Raw genomic sequence first — 17,837 nt, 5'->3', positions numbered from 1 at the left:
TCGGTCGCGTGCGACCGTGGCCGACGCGGTCAACCAAGATTACGAAGTATGCCGGATCGCCAGTCCGCGACAACCCGGGTGCCCCTCCCGGGTTCTGACGCCGGGAGGGCGCTCCATCGGCGCGGCGGGCTTTGTGCGCGGCCGGTGTGGTTGAGATTCCTGCGAACCGGGTGCCGCCGCGAAGGTCAGGGCGATGAGGTGATGTCGAGGGCGGCGGCGAAGTCGATCATGGGCCAGGGGTTGGTGTCGTTTGTGGTGCCGTCAAACTTGCGGAACCAGTGGGCGTCGATGACGGCGGGGGTCTGGCCGAGGTCGATGGTGCCGTTGATTTCGAAGGTGGTGGTTTGGCCGGCCGTGCCCTGCTCGATGGGGAGCCAGAAGGTGACGGTGTCGGCCTGGCGGAACCAGTAGCCGCCGGTGGGGTGCAGATCTGGGCGTTTCATTAGATCGGTGAAGGTGAGGCGGCCGTCCTTCTCGGCGCGCCAGACCCCCGCGCCCAGCCAGCCGGCGGCGATGTTGCGCCAGGCGGGGTCGCCGAGGAGCTGGTTGAGCTTCTGGTAGGGAGGCTGTAGGCGCAGGCTGACGGGCAGGGGCTGGCCCGCCCACGGGCGGTCGTCGATCACACCGGTCCTTTCGGGCGTCGCCGCCGAACCCGGGCCGGGGGTGAGGGAGGCGGGGACGGTCACGGCCGGGGGAGGGGGCTGGGTGGGAGTGGCGACCGGGGAACGGTCGATGGCGAGGTTGGCTTGCGTGCCCGAGGTGAGTTCGGACGGGGTGCCCGCGGTGAGTCCGCCCGCGAGGAGGAGGCAGGGGACGAGGGTGGGCGCCAGATAGGGGGCCAAACGGTGGCGGGTGGCGCGCAGCGGAGTCCAGACGCGTAGCCAGAGGGGGGCGATCAGGGGCCAGTTGACCAGGAGGACGGCCATCTCGGCGAGTTCGGTGCGGGCCGCCGCGAGTTTGCGGGGCAGTCCGTCGATCGCCGTGGCCAGCGCGTCGCCGAACGAGGAGTCGAGCAGCATGTGGGCGAGCACCTCGAACAGCGACACTCCGGCCAGCCACAGCACGTACGCCAGCGGCCACAGGGCGGCCAGCGCGGCCGTGCCGCCGGGCCACGAGCGTGCGGACCACAGCCGCAGCCGCGACGGCGGGTGGCTCAGCAGCCCGAAGATCCGGTGGAGTACGCCGACGTGCGGGCGCGTGGGGCCGAGCGCGCGTGCCAGGGCGCTGGGGCCGACCACGTTGACCGCGTACCGGTCGGCGCTCAGCTCGGCGACCCACAACCCGGCGACCGGCAGGATCAGGCTGATCGGGATCTCGAACGCGGCCAGGAGCGCGGGCAGGACCGCCGCCGAGGCGGCGGGCCCGCCCAGCAGGACGTAGAACGTCACCGGGATCACGGCGAGCACGATGAGCGCGACGGCCCAGATCCGTACCAACCAGGCGAACGGGCTGGCGAGGCCGACGATCAGGTGGTCGCCTTGGCGCAGGTGGGCGACCTCGTGCAGCAGTACGGCCTGCGCCGCCTCCCGATCGGTGCCCCACAGGCGGACCAGCGGGGGGTACACGGCCACCCGCGCCTCCCGCCACCCGACCGGGTAGACGCGGGCCAGCCGGTCGTGACGCTCGCCGAGGCGGATCCCCGCGCCGGGGGCGTGCCGCCGTACGAACGCCTCCATCTGGTTGAGCACCGGATCGTCGCCCGGAGGCAGCAGCCGGTGGCGACGCTCCACCCATCGGCCGCGCGTGCCCGGCAGCAGCACCCCGGCGAGTCCCGCGAGAAGCAGCAGCGCGGGCAGGAACTCCAGCAGGCCGGAGGCGGTCAGGACCGCGACCCCCGCCCGCTCGACCCCCGTGCCGAGGTAACCGAACAGGGTGGCCATGCCTTCGACGTCCTCGGCGATGCTCGCGATGGCCTGCGGCGCGTTCGGGGCGAGCACCCCGAGGAAGTACAGCCACAGCCACGGCGGCAGCATCCATCCCGAGCCCTCGCCCCGCGTCGCGGGCAGCGCGGCGGCCGGTGACGCGGTGGCCGTCGCCGCTTGCGCGGCCGGAGGCGCGGAGGGCGGGCTCCCGGCGAGCGCTCGCAGGAAGGCGTCGATCTCGGCCGGGTCGCGGTCCTGCCGGAAGACGAGCTTGAGCGTGTCGTAGGTGAGCGCTTCGGCCCGCTCGGGCGCGACGCCGTGCGCCCGCAGCCGCTCCCGCAGTCCCGCGATCGCCTGATCCAGCGCCGGAGCCGAGGCGGCAGGGTCAGAGGCCGGCGCGGGTGCCTGTGCCTGTTCGAACCCATGGCCGGACGCTTGAGCGGATGCCGGGTCGGGCCCGTGAGCGGGTTCTGAGCCGGGGTGGGCTTGTGGACCGGCCCCTGGAGCAGGGCCGCCCTGGCCGTACGCCGGAGCAGGCCCTTGATCAACCCATCGGACAGGGTCGGGCGGGGTCCCGCGGGCCGCCGCCCGCATGGCCAGCAGCGCGATCACCCCGGCCAGGGGGTGGTTGCCCAGTAGCCCGAGCAGATCACCGGACACGACCCGGAGCGCGTCCAGGATGATCGGCAGCTCGGCGGCCCCGGCGCCGCCGAATCCCCCCGGCTCGGCCGCCGTGGATCGCATCAGGTCGCGGCGGCGTCGCCCGCCGGACACGTACGCGGCGCCGACGCGTTCGGCCGACGCGGCCTCGGCCGGAGCCAGTTGTTCGGCCAGGCGCCGGGACCAGACCGCGACCGCGTCCACGGGCCCTCCCTACCAGTAGGTAATTCGCACACAGATCGTGACATTTAACGAAGGGAACGGTCCAGTAATTCTTTTCGCTATGCGCTATAAATCTGGATAAATCTGGTCATGCGTTCGGACAGCCGATCCCGGGAGGCGGGGAATGGCGGCATCGACGCCACGAGGACCTCGGCGAATGGGTCCCTGGCCCCCTAACACCTTCCTGGGCGCGCTGTCGCCGGCGACCAGGGAGAAGATGCTCACGCTCGGCACCCCCGTCCAGGTCTCCAGCGGTCAGATGCTGATCCTCGAAGGCGAGCGGCGCAACCGGGACGTCTTCCTCATCACCCACGGCTACGTGAAGGTGGTCAGCAACAGCGAGGACGGCAAGGTCGTGCTGCTCGCCATCCGCGCCGACGGCGACATCGTCGGCGAGCTGGCCGCCCTCGACGGCGGTCCGCGCTTGGCGTCCGTGGTCACCGTCGGCTCCTGCTTCGTACGAAAGATCGGGCAGGCCGAGTTCCGGGACTTCCTCCGCCGGCATCCGGACGCCGCGCTCGCCGCCAACGTCATCGTCTCGGCGAAGCTGCGCCTGTCCACCTGGTACCGCGTCGAGTTCGGCACCTCCGCCGTGCCGGTACGCGTCGCCCGCACGCTGCTCTACCTCGCCACCCGGTACGGCGAGCCGACCCCCGACGGCGTGCTCATCGGCTCGCTGACCCAGCCCGAGCTGGCCGCGATGATCGGGTCCCGCGAGGCCACCGTGTACAAGATCTTGAAAGCCCTGCGCACCGACAACGTCATCGAGACCAAATACGGCCGGATCCTGATCCGTGACCGGGCCGCACTCTGCGCCAAGGCGGGAATTTCCGGAATCCCGCCTGAATACGGTGTGTGGCCCGGTCAGGCACCGCAGAGTGATGAGCATTGACGAGATCATGGTCAGCTCATCGGAGGGCGTATGGAAGTCTCGGACCCGGTGCGGCGACTGTGCGTGGCGGTGGCCGCCGACGGCCCGGACCGCGGCCGTGACCGGCCCGCGCACCCGCCCGCGCATCGGCCGACATATCGGTCGGCATATCGGTCGGCGCGGCAGCAGGTGTCGCAGGTCGTCCGGCAGGTCGCGCGCGCGGTGGAGGACGCGAGCATGGCGGCCGGGCTCGACCAGGCCACCTTGCAGATCCTGCCCGCCGGCGTGCTCGTCGTGCTCAACTCCGGGGTCAACGAGGCCCGCGTCGTCACCGACCTCACCCGCGAACTGCGCAACGCCCTGTGGCGCCGGAACCAGCGGCACGCCGACAGCCGCCTGCGCTGCAGGATCTCCTACCATCAGGGGCTGGTACGGCTCACCGACGAGGGCTTCGAGGGGCAGGCGGTGACGGTGGCCGGCGACCTGTGCGCCAGCGCGGCCCTCCGCGCGGCCCTCGCCGAGGATCCCCGCCACGACCTCGCCATGATCATCTCCGGGCGTCTTCTCGACGATCTCGCCTACCCGGAGTCCGACGGCCTGCACAGGCACCACTTCCGCCCGGTCACCGTCCCCACGGGAGGCAGGTCCATCCTCGCGTACATCTACAGCCACGACCAGCCGACATGATCACCCCGCCTGATTCGCCCGGCTTATCGGACGTCGGCGTCGCCGACGCGGCGGCGCTGCGCCGCCTCGGCATCGACCTGGTGGCGCAGGGCGATCACGACCGCGCGGCCCCGATCCTCGACCGCGCCGCCGAACTCTACGCGGCCGCAGGCGCCCCCACCGGGGCCGCCGGCTGGATCGACCTCATCGGCCTGCGCAACGCCCAGGTGCACTGCGCCATCGCCCGGCGCGCCTTCCACCGCCTGCCCGATCTGCTGGTCGCCGCAGCCGACGCCCGGCGCGCGATCGCGCTCGGCCCCGACGCCCACAACCCCTGGCGGGACGCGCTCGTCTTCCTGGCCTCCACCGCCGCCGACCTGCACGAAACCCTGCGCACGCTGGCCGACGCGGCGCGTGCCGCCCCCGCCTGCCCCGACCACGTGCGCGCCGCGGCCGAGACGTCCGCCGCCACGGTCGCGACCGTGTGCGAGGCGATCCGCTCCGCCGACGCCCGGGCCGGCGACCCCGACTCCATCGAGGCCGCGGCGGCGCACCTCGACCGCCTTCTCGCCGACGCGCGCCGCACGCTCAGCGAGACCGCGGACCGGCTCGACGCCGAGCGGCCCGCTGGATCGGCAGGAGGCGACGGGGCGGCGGGGCCGCAGGAGGTGGCGACGGTGACCGTCCGCGGCGGAGTGGACCTCCTCGACCTGCTCCGGCGGCACCTGGAACGCGCCGACCCGCCCGGCGCCGCGCGCCTGGTGCGCCGGCTCACCCGCGACGCGTCCGTCGCGATCGCCGGCTACGTGGAGACGTGGCGCGCCCTCCTCGACGACCACTGGGAGAAGATCCTCTCGACGGGGCTCGCCCTGCCGTTCTACGAACGCATGGTCGCCCTGCTGCTCGACATCGACGCCTCCGAGGACGCCCTGGTCGCCTCGGAGATGTCCCGCGCCCGCGCCTTCGCCGACGCGCTGCGCGCGGGCCGGGCCGCGAGCGCGACCCGGGGACCCGGCCAGGCACCGCCGATGACCCGGCCACGGCTGCGGGACATCCTCGCCCGGCACGACGCCACCGTCGTCGAGTACTTCCTGCTCGGCGACGCGCTGCTCGTCTGGGTCTGCCCGCGCGGCGGCGACATCACGGTGATCAGGAGTGACCTCGACCGCGCCCGGCTGATCGAGGCGGTGGACGAGTTCAACCGCCTGGCCCGCACCCCCATGCACGACGCCGCCTCGCGCACCGCGATGGCGGACGTGCTGCGCCTGCTCGGCGCCATGCTCTGGGACATCATCCCGCCCGGCCTGCTGCCCGCCGACCCGGACGCGCCGATCACCGTCGTCCCGCACGCCGAGCTGTTCAGGGTGCCGTTCGGAGCGCTCCGCGACGAGGCCGGGACGTACCTGGTGCAACGGCACGCCATCCGGATGCTGCCCGCCCTCGCCCTCGCGCCCGACCTGACCACCGCCGCCGCGACCACTGCCGCCGTGACCACCGACACCGCGAAGACCGCCGCCCGCCGGGAGGGCCCGGTGTCGCTGGTGGCGCTGGTCAACCCGAGCCCGCTCCCCGAGGGCCCCGCGCTGGACTGGACCGAGCGCCACTTCGACGAGATCACCGACCTGTACGGCGAGCACCACACCGTCTACACCGGCCCCGACGCCGACCTGGCCACCCTGCGCCGGGTCGCGTCCCAGGGCACCGTGCTCTACTTGGGCACCCACGCCCGCGCCATCGGCGACGCGGACGCCGACCCGCTCATGTCCTACCTGGTGCTCGCGCCCTCGCCCGGCCACGACGGCTTCCTGCGCGCCAAGGACGTCCCCGCCCTCGGGCTCGGCGCCGACCTGGTGATCCTCGCCGCCTGCGAGACCGGCGGCGGGGCGGTGACGGCCGACGGCGTCATCGGCCTCAGCCGCGCGTTCCTCACCTCCGGCCCCACCGGGCTGATCACCACGCTCTACCCGGTCGGCGAACGGGCCGCACTCAACCTGATGACCGCCTTCCACGAGGCCTGGCTGCTCGACGGCCACGACATGGTGACCGCGCTGCGCCGCGCCCAGTGCGAGGCCGCCGCGCTCCAGCCCGCCGCGGCCCAGGAGCCCCACCTGTGGGCCGCCTTCACGTTCTTCGGCCTTGGCAGGAACCGATAGGAGGATGACAGCGGAGTGACCGACCCGACGACACGCGCCCCCGGCGCCCCCGGCGTCCCGGACGAGCCCGGGGAGTTCCCGGACGACGAACTGCTGACGAGCACCGACCTGTACGGCGCCGAGCACCTGCTCGGCCGTGGCACGCTGCGCCCGCGCGAGTCGGGGGTGAAGGTCGCCCGCCCGTACGTCTACCTCGTGCCGGACGAGCTGCTCTCCCCGGCCCTGCGCAGCCGCGCCGCCACCGCCGGCGTGCGGCACTACGAGGCCCTGTTCGCCTTCGACCTGGACGCCCTGGGGCCCGGCCGCCACTATACGGGCGTGCGGTTCGAGGTGCGCCTCCCCGACGACGCCCGCGCCCTCCGCGTCGCGGCCGGCCCGGACGCCCTGCACGACGCCATCGGCCCCTGGCCGGGGGACGAGGCCGCCCGGCGCAAGGACGTCGATCCGCCGATCGCCGAGGGCCGCTACCGGCGCCTGTTCAACCGGCTGCGCAACACCCCTGACGACCCCGAGCCCCGCGTCTTCGGCGCGCAGTACCCGAGCTTCGGGTTCACCCTCACCGCCGCCTCCGGCCGCCCGCTGACCCGCCGTTCGTACGCCCTGCGCGTGCTGCTGGAACTCCCGGCCGACGTCCCCGACCTGGCCGGCAGCCTGCTCATCGGCACCACCATCAGCCATGTGCGCCGCATCCGCACGGACCTGTTCGACGCGTCGATGGCGACGGCCGAGACGTTCAGCGAGCCGCTGCCCGGCCCCGTCCGGTCGCTCGCCCGCCCGACCGCCGGCCCCGCCGCCGTACGGCTGTGCGTGGCGACCGACATCGAGAAGTACAGCCGGTTCACCGATGCCGCCGCGATGCGCGCCCAGCAGCGGCTCGTGGACCTGCTGGCCGCGGCCCGCCGCCGCGCCGGCATCGACGAGTCCCGCGTCGATCTGCAGGAGCAGGGCGACGGCCAGTTCGCGATCCTGCCGCCGGACATCGAGGAGACGCGGGTCGTCCCCGACCTGGTCCGCGCGCTGCGCCTGGAACTGCACGCGGTGAACGCCGAGCTCAACGCCGACGCGATGCTGCGCCTGCGGGTCGCGATGTGCCGGGGCACGATCCGGCGGGCCGCGAACGGCTACGTGGGCGGCCCGGCCGTCGCCGTGCACCGGATGCTCGACGCCCCGTCGGTGCGGGCCGCCCTGTCCGCCGAGCAGGCGGCGATGCTCGTCATCGCCCTGTCGGAGTCGGTGTACGTGGAGGTCGTCGCCCGGGGCGGCACCGAGCTGGACCCGGCCGACTTCCAGCCGGTCACCGCCCGCCTTCCGGAGAAGGGGTTCGAGGAGACCGCCTGGGTGCTGGTCCCGCCGCCGCTGGCCCCTGGCCGGGAGCCCAGGGAGCTGCACTGACACCGAACCCGATACCAACCCGGCACCCGGTCCGGCACCCAACCCGGTGCCCGGTCCGGCACCTGGACCGGCGCCCGGAATGGCATCGGCCCGGCGGTCGTCGATGACCGCCGGGCCGATGCCTCCCCCCCCCAGGGTCAGGACTTGCGTCCCGGCCCCCAGCCGAGCCCCCATCCGTAGGCCGCGTCCATCGCCCGGTGCCCGCGCGCGAAGTAGCGCACCTCGCGGCGGATGCGCAGCTCCCCGTCCGCGTTGTGCAGCATGAAGATCGCGCAGACGCGGGCGTGTGGGTTGGCCTCGTCGAGCAGGACCTCGATCGGCGGCCCGCTCACCGGGTACACGGTGGCGACCGCGTCGGCCGCGGCCCAGTTCGGTACGCCGTCGTAGATGTGGGCGAACACGAGGATCCGCCGGACCCGGTCGGCCTGCCCCAGGTCGACGCGGATGTTCTCGCCCGTGTCCCCGCCCCGCCGGTCGTCCCGGTCCAGGGCGATGACCGGATCGGCGCCGCTCCTCGGCACGGTGAACTTGCCGCCGAGCGCCTGCACGCAGCCTCGGGAGCCGTCGGCCAGCTCCCACAGGCAGCACAGGTCCAGGTCGATCGGCGCCCGCTGCGAGGTTTTCCAGCTCAGATTGATCAGCATCTCCCCGCGCTGCCGGGGGATCGAGATGCGGGGGGCCTCCTTGGTGAGCACCACCCGGTAGGTTTCGGTCATCATCGGTTTCCCGTCGAATATCTCGGTCGCCCGTTCAGTCGCCCATGTCCATCGCCGTGGCAGGGGCGCGCTCCGCCGGGCCGGCGAGCGCCACCCGCCGGTTGCGCCGGGTGGAGGAGACCATCGCCAGGCCGATGAAGGCGAGCCCGACCAGGCCGGTGACGATCTCCGGTACGGCGTGGCCGAGCCCGGCGAGCATGATCACCGCCAGTGCCCCGATGGCCCAGTGCGCGCCGTGCTCCAGGTAGACGTACTCGTCGAGGGTGCCGCGCCGTACCAGGAAGATCGTGAGGGAGCGGATGTACATCGCGCCGATGCCGAGACCGAGGGCGATGATCAGCAGACTGTCGCTGATCGCGAAGGCGCCCACGACCCCGTCGAAGGAGAACGAGGCGTCCAGCACCTCAAGATAGAGGAACAGCGCGAACCCGGCCCTGCCCACGGCCCCCGCCACCCCCACAGCCCCCGCGGCCTCCGCCACCCCCGCCCTGCCCGACGGGACCGGCGGGCCGGGCAGCCCGTCGTCCCCGGCCTCGAACAGCCGGCCCAGGCCGTTGACGAGCAGGTACGTCACGACGCCGAGCACGCCGGCGGCGAGCGCCGGGCCGGGCTCGGGCGCGGCGAGCGAGGTCGCGGCGACCAGGACGGCCAGCGCGACCACGACCGACAACTGGTCGAGCTTGCCGATCTTCGCCAGCGGCCGTTCCAGCCAGGCGAGCCAGGCGTACTCGCGCTCCTCGAAGATGAAGTCCAGGAAGATCATCAGCAGGAACATGCCGCCGAACGCCGCGATGAGCGGATGCGCCTCGTGCAGCCGCCTGCCGTACTCGGCGGCGTCGGTCAGCGCCAGCGTGATCGCCTCGCCGGGGCTCATCCGGGCGGTGATCCCGACGACCAGCAGCGGGAACGCCAGCCGCATCCCGAACACCGCGATCAGGATGCCCACGGTGAGGAACATGCGCTGCCAGAACGGGCTCATGCGCTCGATCACCCGCGCGTTCACCACGGCGTTGTCGAACGACAGCGAGATCTCAAGGACCGCCAGGATGGACACCAGCGCCAGCGCCTTGAACCCGCCGAGGAACAGCGCGGCGAGCAGGGCGACGCCGGTCACGCCGAACGCCCAGCGGAAGGTGCTCAGCGTCATCCGGCCACGTCCACTCCGAAGCCGGTGACGATGCCACGCAGGCCGGTGCTGAACCCTTCCTCGATCGCCCGGAAGTGCCATTTGCTTCCCTTCCGGAAGAGCTCGCCGAAGATGATCGCCGGATACTTGGCCGCTTCCTCGGTGAGGTCGTAGCGAACCAGCTCGTCGCCGGAGGTCTGGTCGACCACCCGGATGTAGGCGTCGCGCACCTGGCCGAAGTTCTGCCCGGTGGTCTCGCCGTTGTAGATCGACACCGGGAACACGATCCGCGCGCACCGGGGCGGGACCTGCTCAAGGTCGACGCGGATGACCTCGCAGTCGCGCCCGGACACGCCCACCCGCTCGTCGCCCTCGTGAACCACCGAGCCGTCCGGGCTCTTCAGGTTGTGGTAGAAGACGAAGTGCTTCTCCGACAGCACCATGCCGTGCCGGTCAATCAGCAGCGCAGACGCGTCCAGATCGGGCTCGGGGCCGGCGTCGTCGGCGGGCCGCCAGCCGAGGGCGACCAGGACCCTGGTGAGGTCCTGGATGGGGGCGTCGCCGCCCTTGGCGAGATTCACGCTCATATCGGATGCCTTTCAGGAATCGGCCTGGATGTAGTGGCGGCGCTGGTGCCGGGCGAGTACGGCGGGGCCGTACCGCGCGGCGTCGGGGTCGTCGAGTCCGCCGAGCAGGCCCTCCATGTACTCGGCCTCCACCTCGTCGTAGCGGGCGTCGATCTGGGCGATGAGCAGCTCCCGGCTCCGTCCGGCGTCCGCGAGGTGGTCGTCGAGGAGCTTGCCGTACTCGTCGGAGTCCGCCAGGTTCGCCTCGGCGACCGCCAGGGCCGCGGCGGCGCGCTCCAGCTTGAGCCGCTGCTCCCGCAGGTCGCGGTCGTTGGGGTTGCCGGTCCGCCGGCCCAGCTCGACGGCGATCAGCGCGGTGAAGGTCATCAGGGCGAGGAACACCACGACCGTGGCGGCGAGCTTCCAGCCGTCGTCCGCCGCCGGGATCACCACTTCGCCGCCCGGCACGAGGATCCTCTTCTCGGCGGTGAGGGCCCGCAGCCGCAGCGTCACCACGCCGGTGATGGCGATGAACCAGATCACCGGGATGGCGAACAGCAGGATCGGCCGCTGGGCGAGACCGCGGCGGCGCTTGCGCACCTCCTCCTCGTCATCGAGCTCGTGGGCGGGCCGCCCGCGGAACTCCTGCCACTCCCGGAACTTGCGGCCGTACATGTGCGGGCCGAACACGAAGACGAAGATCGCGCCGACGGCCAGCGCGTACGTCATGATCGTCGCCTCGCCGAAATCGAGGAAGGTCCCGTAGTAGATGGGCGTCTCGACCGTGAGCAGCACGAGCAGCAGCAGCGCGGGCGCGCCCCAGGCGCGCAGCATCTCCCGCGCCCCGCCCTCGATCGCGACCGAGCTGGGTTTGCCGTCGCCGGGCCACTGCGACGGCCCGATCTCCAACTGCGCGACCTTGTCCCGCACCATGTCGTGCGCGGCGCGGGCGCGCACGTACTCCTCGTGCGCGGTCTCGGCGCGCCTGACGTGCGCCGCCTGCGCCGACCGCGCCTGCGATTCGTGCCGGGCGAGTTGCGCCTCCACGTCGTGGACGGTCGACTGCCGCCGGGAGTCGAGCACGATCAGGTGCTGCGGCTCGTACCCCTCGGTCTTGAGGGTGATCGAGTCGAAGGAGGGGCTTTTGGCGTCGGCCGCGCCCTGCTCCCTCGCCTTCCTTCGCAGGTCCTCCCAGTCGGGCAGGTTCACCTTCGGCGGCTGCCACCGGGTGGGGCCGGGGGCGGCCTCGACCTCGGCCGCCACTGGCCGCTTGGGGGTAATCAGCTTCATCGCCATGTCCGGTTCCTCGGGCTTGGTTCCGCGGCTCTCGTCCGCGATGCTTCTTCGGGTCGCTTCTTGGGGTCGCTTCTTGGGGTCGCTGTTTCGGGTCGCTTCTTCGGGTCGCGCTCGCGATGCCGCTCGGCGGCGGCGATCGCGGGCGGGGTGGCCGGGCGTGCCCGCCCGGCCGTGGCGTCTGTTCGCAGGGGTTCGCCGGCTAGAGGACGGCTAGACGCTGGCTAGAGGATGCGCAGGTTCGACTCGTCGACCCCGGCCGCTGCGAAGATCGCCTTCCAGAGCTCCTTCAGCGGGGGAACGCACTCCGGCCGGCGCTCCTCCAGCAGGTTGAACCCGTAGACGGTGACCGCGACGCCGCCGAGATCGGGGATCCGGCCGCCGCTCTTCAGCTTGTCCACGACGCCCGACCGGGCCGTGGGCTCGCCGAAGTCGCACGACTTGAAGTTGATGCCCTTGTTGTTCATCAGGTCGCTGAACACGATGATCCTGCGCTGCCCGCCCGCGCCGTCGGGCGCGTCGTCGAGCCGGTCCGCGATCATCTGCAGCCCGCCGAGCACGTCCGACCCGCTGGAGCCGTCATTGCAGGTCAGCAGGCCCCGGGCGCGCTCACCGGCCTGGCCGATGAGCTCCTCGCGGACCTTCTTCCTGACGAGTTCGTTGTCGTTGTTCCCCCCTTGCAGGGCCAGCGACTGCTGCTGGCACGAGGAGCCCACCGAACTGCCGGTGATCGCCGCGTATGCCACCCAGCCGCACTTGCCCAGGAACCCCGGCAACTGCTGCTTGATGAGTTCTTCGGACTTGGCGATCTCGGCGAAGCCGGTGGTGTCGATGACCGTGCCGCAGGCGGCCGTGCTCTCCTGCTCCCCCGAGCAGGCGGCGGCGCCGAGCACGGCGACGGCGAGCGTCGTGATCAGGGCGCACGCCCGGATAAGAAGATTCTTCATGGCCGTTACCGATCGAAGTCGTCGTCATGTCCGCGCTCGATGGAGCGGGGGAGCTGGTCCCGCCGCCACAATTTGAGCCACTCCTGCCAGGACTGGTTGGCGCTGTCGCGCACCCCCCGGGGGATCGCCTGCTCAAGGTGTGGCATCGGATCCTCGAACCAGTCGGGGAACAGCTCGAACGGCTGCCGCCGCCACCTGCGTTGGATCGCCGCCGCGTACTCGTGGCTGCTCAGCAGCCCGTCCACGTAGCAGTCGGCCAGCAGGTTCGCCTGCTCCAGCGCCTGTTTTGCCTGCTCCTGGTAGTGCTTCCAGATGTCCAGCCAGGTGTGGGTCGCGGTGGCGAGGCTGATCGCCCGCGACTCGATCTCCCGGTCGAACTCGCGCAGCTTCCGCTCCGCCCGCTCGCGCTTGGCCTCCTCCGGGGTGATGAACCGCACCTCCCCATACGACTCCACCGGATGACTGATGGTGGACTTCTCCAGCGCCAGCCGGCCGAAGTTGATGTCGTGGCTGATCGCCATCAATTCGTTGACCCGCTTGCGCAGCGATAATGACGAGGCATGCGCCTCCTTCTCGATTTCTCCCAGGGCCTTTGTACGGCTGTTGAGAAGCTCCAACTGCCGCGCGTTGAAAACCCTCGACACCTGCTTCAGGAAATCCGGCTGATGCCGCGGGTTCTCGACGAAGATCTGATAGTTCGCAGGATTCCTGCCGTCGGCGATACCGGCCCTCCGCGCCTTCTCCTGCGTGAGCACCTCACCCACCTCCCCAGGCAGCCCGGGGTCCAGGTCGTGCGCCATCGGCTGTGTCCCCCCTTCCCTTGCGCCGCCGCTGTGTGATCACAACCCAGAGTGGAGGAGGGCGTCACCGGAGACCCCTGCTAAATACGGGTTTGGTGCGGTTCGTCCGCGGCGGCTATAGCCACCCTTTGTCGCGGGCGCGCATGCGAGCTTTAGTGCGGTCGCGGACGCCGAGTCGGGCGTACAGGTCGGAAAGCGGACGAAACTTCATCGGTTCCGAGTAGCCCAGGTTACGAGGGTACGTCGCTCGTCGGCCGGCGAGAAGGAGGCCGCCCGCGAGGCGCTCCTGCGGAAAACCTGTTTCTCGCGAGCGCTCGGTCCGCGTACGATCTGCGCGAACCGCGTGCCACCGCGATTTGCGGGCCGCGTCGTGACGAGTGAGGGGAGCCGACCGTGCGTTACCGCACCACCGTCGTCGTTCCCTTGTCGCGGCACGAGGTGATCCTGGCATCTCCGACGCCCCGGCGCCGGCTGCGCGCCCGGCGCCGGGTGTGGTGACGAACACCTGATTTCGGTACGTCATTTCGGTACGTCCCCGGGCCCTTGACGGCCCGGCCCGTACGTGACCCGTTTGGCATGTCCGCACGCCGCGGCGCCGGCGGGAGGTCTCCATGGATCAGGTTGTTCCGTCCCGAAATCGCGCTGTCCAGCGAAAAGACGCCATGAAAGGCCATGGACCGTGCGCAACGACCTTCGACCACGTTTCCCGAATCCGCTCGCCGCCGTTCGCAACCTGGGCATCCTCGCCCACGTCGACGCGGGCAAGACCACGCTCACCGAGCGGATCCTGTACGCCAGCGGCGCCACGTACAAGCGAGGCGAGGTGCACGAGGGCACGACCGTCACCGACTTCGACTCCCAGGAACGCGACCGCGGCATCACCATCTTCGCCGCGGCGGTGAGCTGCGACTGGGACGGCCACCGGATCAACCTGATCGACACCCCCGGCCACGTCGACTTCTCCGACGAGGTGGCGTTCCGCACGGCCGGTCGCCTCGCCCTCCGCGAGGCCCTGCGCGGCTGCGCGATGGCCCTGCTGGAGCCGGTGGTCGAACTCACCGCCACCGTCCCCGACGACGCCGTCGGCGCCGTGCTCGGCGACCTCGCGGCCCGCCGCGCCCGCGTCACCGGCTCGACCACCCGGGCGGGCACCGTGATCGTCACCGCCACGGTCCCCCTCGCCGAACTGTTCGGCTACGCCACCCGCCTGCGCAGCCGGACCCAGGGCCGCGGCACCTTCACCACCCGCCCGACCGGCTACGCCACGGCCCCCTCCACGGTGCCGACGCGGTAGGCGCATGCCACGGTACGGCCCGGCCACTCCGGTCGGCCGGGCCGTACCGACGTACGCAAGGACCTCACTTGAGAGGTGGGTGAGGGCGCAGCGCGTGGGCGCGGAGGGCGGCCCTGGCGGCGGTCTCGCCGTGCGGGGTGAGGGTGAACGGGGCGCCGAAGCGGCGTTCGGGGCGGTGGCAGTCGAGGGCCCACAGGCGGCGGCGCAGGGCGATGCGCTGCCGGGCGACCGCGTCGGCGAGGCCGCCGGGGGTCGTGTTGTCGAGGGTCGGCGTGAGGTCGTCGTCCGCGGCGGGCTCCGCGGGGAGGCCGGGCCGCGCGGAGGGGCGGCGGTCTTCGTCCGGCTCGGCGGGCAGGGCCGTCGGGGTGTCCCATTCCTGGGCCAGGACGTCGATCGTCCGCTGTTCCAGCCGTTCGACCGGGGCGGGGTCGTGCACGAGGAGCAGGGTGAGCATGATCTCGCGGGTGGTGAGGGCGAGGACGGAACCCCGGCCGATGAGGGCCTGCACGGCGACGTCCCAGAACACGCGGTCGTCGGCGAGCATGCGGCGGCCCAGCGGGGTGAGCACGAGGGTCCTGCCGGTGCGGCGGATCGCCTTCATCTCGCGGGTGGCCAGCTCGCGCAGGTCGCTCAGCGGAGGGACGTCGAATTCGCGGGTCAGCGTGCCGACGAGTTCCTCACGCCAGCCGAACAGATTCACCGCCTCGGTGACCAGGCGCGGCACGATGTAGTGCCGCTCGGTGAGCGGAAGCCCGTCCCGGGCCGCGGTGAGCAGCCAGCGCAGCGGGCCGAACGCCTCCGGGGCCGGTGGCACCGGTTCGCGCAGCAGATCGGCGGCGGCGCGCAGCAGCGCGGCCTTGCGCGGGTTGACGGGCCGGGTCCAGGCGTCGAGGCGTTCGGCGTGTACGCGGTCCAGCCACGGCCCGCCGCGGCGCGGGGCGGTGAGGCAGCGGTTGGTGACCGCGGCCCGGACCCGTTCCCAGCCGCGTGCGCCGGGGCGCAGCTCCCCGGCGGCGACGGCCAGTTCGAGCGTGGCCGCGCACGCGTGCCGCGCCGCGTGCTCCTCGGGCCCGGTGAACACCCGCCAGGCCAGCAACGGGGTGTCGGGCGGCACAAGACCGGACTCGGTGATCGCCGCCTCGCACGCCTCACGCCCCGCGTCGGCGCCCTGGCCCGCGTACACCGCCAGGATCGTCCTGGTTCGCGCGCAGGTGGCGAGGTCGGCGTACCGGTCGAGGCCGGTGAGCGTGAACAGGTGGCCAAGCGCCGCCGCCACGCGCTCGGGATCGTCGATGCGCCATCCGGGCAGGGTCCGCCACAGGAACTCCTGCAGCCGATGCGCCGTGACCGCCTCCAGCCCGTCCGCGCCCGCGATCACGTCGATCGCGGCCTCGGCGAGCCGCGCCTCCCGCGCGCCGTACCGGCTGCGAAGCTCGGCGAGCGTCACTTGGTCGATTCCCATGGTCCCAGTCTGCCGGTGTGATCGCCCGGATGGTACGCATCGTCACTCGATTAAAAGCGGGACGGTCAGCGCGGTCAGCGTGATGAGGGTCCACAGGGCGGGCGCGGAGCCGAGAACCTGCGCGCGGCGGGCGGCGACGCGTTCGGCCTCCACCTGCCCGCGGGTCAGCCACCACGGGGACACCCGGCTCTCCAAGGCGTAGTAGACCAGGCCGAGCGCCGCCCCGTACGACAGGTGCCCGATGAGCGAGGGGAACAGGGCGGCGAGCGTGGCCGCGTCCCAGCGCGGCGCGCCGCCCAGCAGCAGCGGGAACAGGGTGAGCGCGCCCAGGATCCACCACAGGAATCCGTACGACAGCCCCGTGGCGGCGGATTCGGCCCCGACCAGCCGCGCCACCCGGGGGAGCACGCCGCCGGTGGCCATGACCAGGGTGAAATGGGCGGGAAGCGTGGCCACGACCATCCAGTCCACCAGCACCGGCCGGGCTCGTCACATGGTTTCGCCGCAGGGGTGAGTCACCGTTCGCTGCTGTGGCGTCGGAGTTCGCCACGTTCGATGCCGTCAACAAAGGCGTCGTATTCAGCGTCTGTAAACAGATGTGGCGGGTTTTGGGGGTTTTTTGAGTCGCGGAGAGCTACAAGTCCTTTGTCGAGGAAGGCCACTTGGACGCAGTTGGTACCGCCGCTGCTCCGGCTGCTGATCAGCCATCGGGCGTTGCGGAGCTGGGCTTCGAGCCATGCGGGGTCGAGGGCGTTCTTGTTCATGAGAGATCCTTCGCGATCGCGGAGAGGAGGGGGAGGGATGCCTTCGGAGACAGGGCGTCGGACTTCAGCAAATCGCTGGTGGTTCGGTAGAGGTCCACCGTTTCGTGGTCGTTGAGGTGCAGGGCGGCCCGGAGGGACTCGATGCATACGAGATCGCGGCCTGTGGGGAAGGACATGAGCATGAAGGGGCCGTCCATCCCCGCGTGGGCGCCGGCGGTGAAGGGCAGAACCTGGATGGTGACGCTGGGACTGTCGCGGGCCAGGAGGATGAGGTGTTCGATCTGGCCGCGCATGCAGGCTCGCCCGCCTACCTCCTGCCGCAGTACGCCTTCGGGGAGGACCGTCCAGATTTTCAGTGGCTGTGGGCGTTCCGCTATGGCGCGTTGATGTTCCAGGCGTAGCGTCACGAAGCGTTCGATGTCCCCAATGGTCTTCCATGCTCTGCTGCCCTCGGTTACCGCGCGGGCGTAGTCAGGAGTCTGAAGCAGACCGTGGATGGCAAGGGGGTTGAACACGAAGAGACCAGTGGCGCTTTCCACAAGGGAGAGGTAGTCGCCGAGCGGGTCGTCGATCACGCCCTCGTAGCGCTGCCACCAATCCACCTCGCCGGCGCGGCGGACGAGGTCACGAAGTTCTTCGCGTAGGGCGGGGTCGGTGATGTCGTAGACCTCGAAGAAGTGCGGGAGTTGCTGAATCTTCAGCGCCTGCAGCCCATTCTCGATCTTGCTGACCGTTGAGAGCGACTGATAGCCGAGACGTCGGGCCGCCTCGTCCTGAGTCCAACCCCGTGCCTCGCGGATGCGCCGGAGTTCCGCGCCGAGGCGGCGTCGGCGCGGGGTGGGTTCGACAGGCATGCACTCCTCCTCGCCGTGAGCGTAGTGCTCCCTTTGGCTCGGTGAAACCGCAGCCGTACTCAAGGAAAGACTTTCTTGTGAGAATGACTTGCCGCCAGGGGAGGTGTGCTGCATCATCGGCCGTAGCAGCGAATGGTAGTCGGATGACTACAGATTGAGATGGTCGCTGTCCCCCCGCCTATCCTGGAG

16 protein-coding genes and 1 pseudogene are annotated in these 17,837 nt (G+C 71.5%); 6 read left to right on the top strand and 11 right to left on the bottom strand.

Annotation, left to right across the window (positions count from 1 at the left end; all coding sequences use genetic code 11):
* Positions 1-185: 185 nt before the first annotated feature.
* A complete protein-coding gene (locus tag AB0K60_RS08840; RefSeq protein ID WP_364050181.1) occupies positions 186-2,726 on the bottom strand; it encodes a M48 family metalloprotease in 2,541 nt (846 codons plus the stop codon).
* Between the two features lie 175 nt (positions 2,727-2,901).
* Here AB0K60_RS08840 and AB0K60_RS08835 point away from each other — a divergent pair, with 175 nt between their 5' ends.
* From AB0K60_RS08835 to AB0K60_RS08820, 4 genes are read left to right on the top strand one after another with little or no spacing between them, the layout of a single operon-like run.
* Positions 2,902-3,636 (top strand): Crp/Fnr family transcriptional regulator, encoded by a 735-nt coding sequence (locus tag AB0K60_RS08835; protein ID WP_364050179.1) that lies wholly within the window; start codon positions 2,902-2,904, stop codon positions 3,634-3,636.
* Positions 3,637-3,666: 30 nt separating this feature from the next.
* On the top strand, positions 3,667-4,302 hold the full coding sequence (locus AB0K60_RS08830; protein ID WP_364050177.1) for a hypothetical protein: 636 nt from the start codon (positions 3,667-3,669) through the stop codon (positions 4,300-4,302).
* Positions 4,299-6,434 (top strand): CHAT domain-containing protein, encoded by a 2,136-nt coding sequence (locus AB0K60_RS08825; protein WP_364050175.1) that lies wholly within the window; start codon positions 4,299-4,301, stop codon positions 6,432-6,434. Before AB0K60_RS08830 ends, AB0K60_RS08825 begins: the two co-directional genes overlap by 4 nt.
* Before the next feature lie 15 nt (positions 6,435-6,449).
* Complete coding sequence (locus AB0K60_RS08820; protein ID WP_364050173.1) at positions 6,450-7,826, top strand: hypothetical protein; 1,377 nt, start codon at positions 6,450-6,452, stop codon at positions 7,824-7,826.
* A 137-nt stretch (positions 7,827-7,963) separates the two neighbouring features.
* On the opposite strand, the gene AB0K60_RS08815 is transcribed toward AB0K60_RS08820, so the two are convergent.
* The 6 genes from AB0K60_RS08815 to AB0K60_RS08790 form a co-directional block, all read right to left on the bottom strand.
* Positions 7,964-8,542 carry a hypothetical protein gene (locus AB0K60_RS08815; protein WP_364050171.1) on the bottom strand — a complete coding sequence of 193 codons (579 nt, stop codon included), beginning with the start codon at positions 8,540-8,542 and terminating at the stop codon, positions 7,964-7,966.
* Between the two features lie 34 nt (positions 8,543-8,576).
* Complete coding sequence (locus tag AB0K60_RS08810) at positions 8,577-9,689, bottom strand: DUF475 domain-containing protein (RefSeq protein WP_364050169.1); 1,113 nt, start codon at positions 9,687-9,689, stop codon at positions 8,577-8,579.
* A complete protein-coding gene (locus AB0K60_RS08805) occupies positions 9,686-10,255 on the bottom strand; it encodes a TerD family protein (protein WP_364050167.1) in 570 nt (189 codons plus the stop codon). The genes AB0K60_RS08810 and AB0K60_RS08805 overlap by 4 nt, the downstream gene beginning before the upstream one ends.
* 12 nt (positions 10,256-10,267) lie before the next feature.
* Positions 10,268-11,530, bottom strand: coding sequence for a hypothetical protein (locus AB0K60_RS08800; protein WP_364050165.1), 1,263 nt, complete (start codon positions 11,528-11,530; stop codon positions 10,268-10,270).
* Positions 11,531-11,751: 221 nt separating this feature from the next.
* Positions 11,752-12,474 (bottom strand): hypothetical protein, encoded by a 723-nt coding sequence (locus tag AB0K60_RS08795; RefSeq protein WP_364050163.1) that lies wholly within the window; start codon positions 12,472-12,474, stop codon positions 11,752-11,754.
* Positions 12,475-12,479: 5 nt separating this feature from the next.
* On the bottom strand, positions 12,480-13,274 hold the full coding sequence (locus tag AB0K60_RS08790) for a hypothetical protein (protein WP_364050161.1): 795 nt from the start codon (positions 13,272-13,274) through the stop codon (positions 12,480-12,482).
* A 733-nt stretch (positions 13,275-14,007) separates the two neighbouring features.
* Here AB0K60_RS08790 and AB0K60_RS08785 point away from each other — a divergent pair.
* Positions 14,008-14,247 (top strand): annotated as a pseudogene (locus AB0K60_RS08785) (GTP-binding protein); the annotation flags it as partial.
* Positions 14,248-14,301: 54 nt separating this feature from the next.
* On the top strand, positions 14,302-14,568 hold the full coding sequence (locus AB0K60_RS08780) for a hypothetical protein (RefSeq protein ID WP_364050615.1): 267 nt from the start codon (positions 14,302-14,304) through the stop codon (positions 14,566-14,568).
* A 64-nt stretch (positions 14,569-14,632) separates the two neighbouring features.
* On the opposite strand, the gene AB0K60_RS08775 is transcribed toward AB0K60_RS08780, so the two are convergent.
* The 4 genes from AB0K60_RS08775 to AB0K60_RS08760 are packed head-to-tail and all read right to left on the bottom strand — an operon-like array spanning position 14,633 to position 17,648.
* On the bottom strand, positions 14,633-16,030 hold the full coding sequence (locus AB0K60_RS08775) for a hypothetical protein (RefSeq protein ID WP_364050159.1): 1,398 nt from the start codon (positions 16,028-16,030) through the stop codon (positions 14,633-14,635).
* 42 nt (positions 16,031-16,072) lie between these two features.
* Positions 16,073-16,507 carry a hypothetical protein gene (locus AB0K60_RS08770; protein ID WP_364050157.1) on the bottom strand — a complete coding sequence of 145 codons (435 nt, stop codon included), beginning with the start codon at positions 16,505-16,507 and terminating at the stop codon, positions 16,073-16,075.
* A gap of 38 nt (positions 16,508-16,545) precedes the next feature.
* Positions 16,546-16,794: a DUF397 domain-containing protein gene (locus AB0K60_RS08765; RefSeq protein WP_364050155.1), complete on the bottom strand. Its 249-nt coding sequence runs from the start codon at positions 16,792-16,794 to the stop codon at positions 16,546-16,548.
* The gene (locus AB0K60_RS08760; RefSeq protein WP_364050153.1) at positions 16,791-17,648 is read right to left on the bottom strand and encodes a helix-turn-helix transcriptional regulator; all 858 of its coding nucleotides are present in this window, start codon (positions 17,646-17,648) and stop codon (positions 16,791-16,793) included. Before AB0K60_RS08760 ends, AB0K60_RS08765 begins: the two co-directional genes overlap by 4 nt.
* Between the last annotated feature and the right edge of the window lie 189 nt (positions 17,649-17,837).

Origin of the sequence: Thermopolyspora sp. NPDC052614, assembly GCF_040678635.1 — a bacterium.
Taxonomy (GTDB): Bacteria; Actinomycetota; Actinomycetes; order Streptosporangiales; family Streptosporangiaceae; genus Thermopolyspora.
Note: the sequence above shows the minus strand (reverse complement) of the source record. Positions and strands in the feature narration are given on the sequence as shown.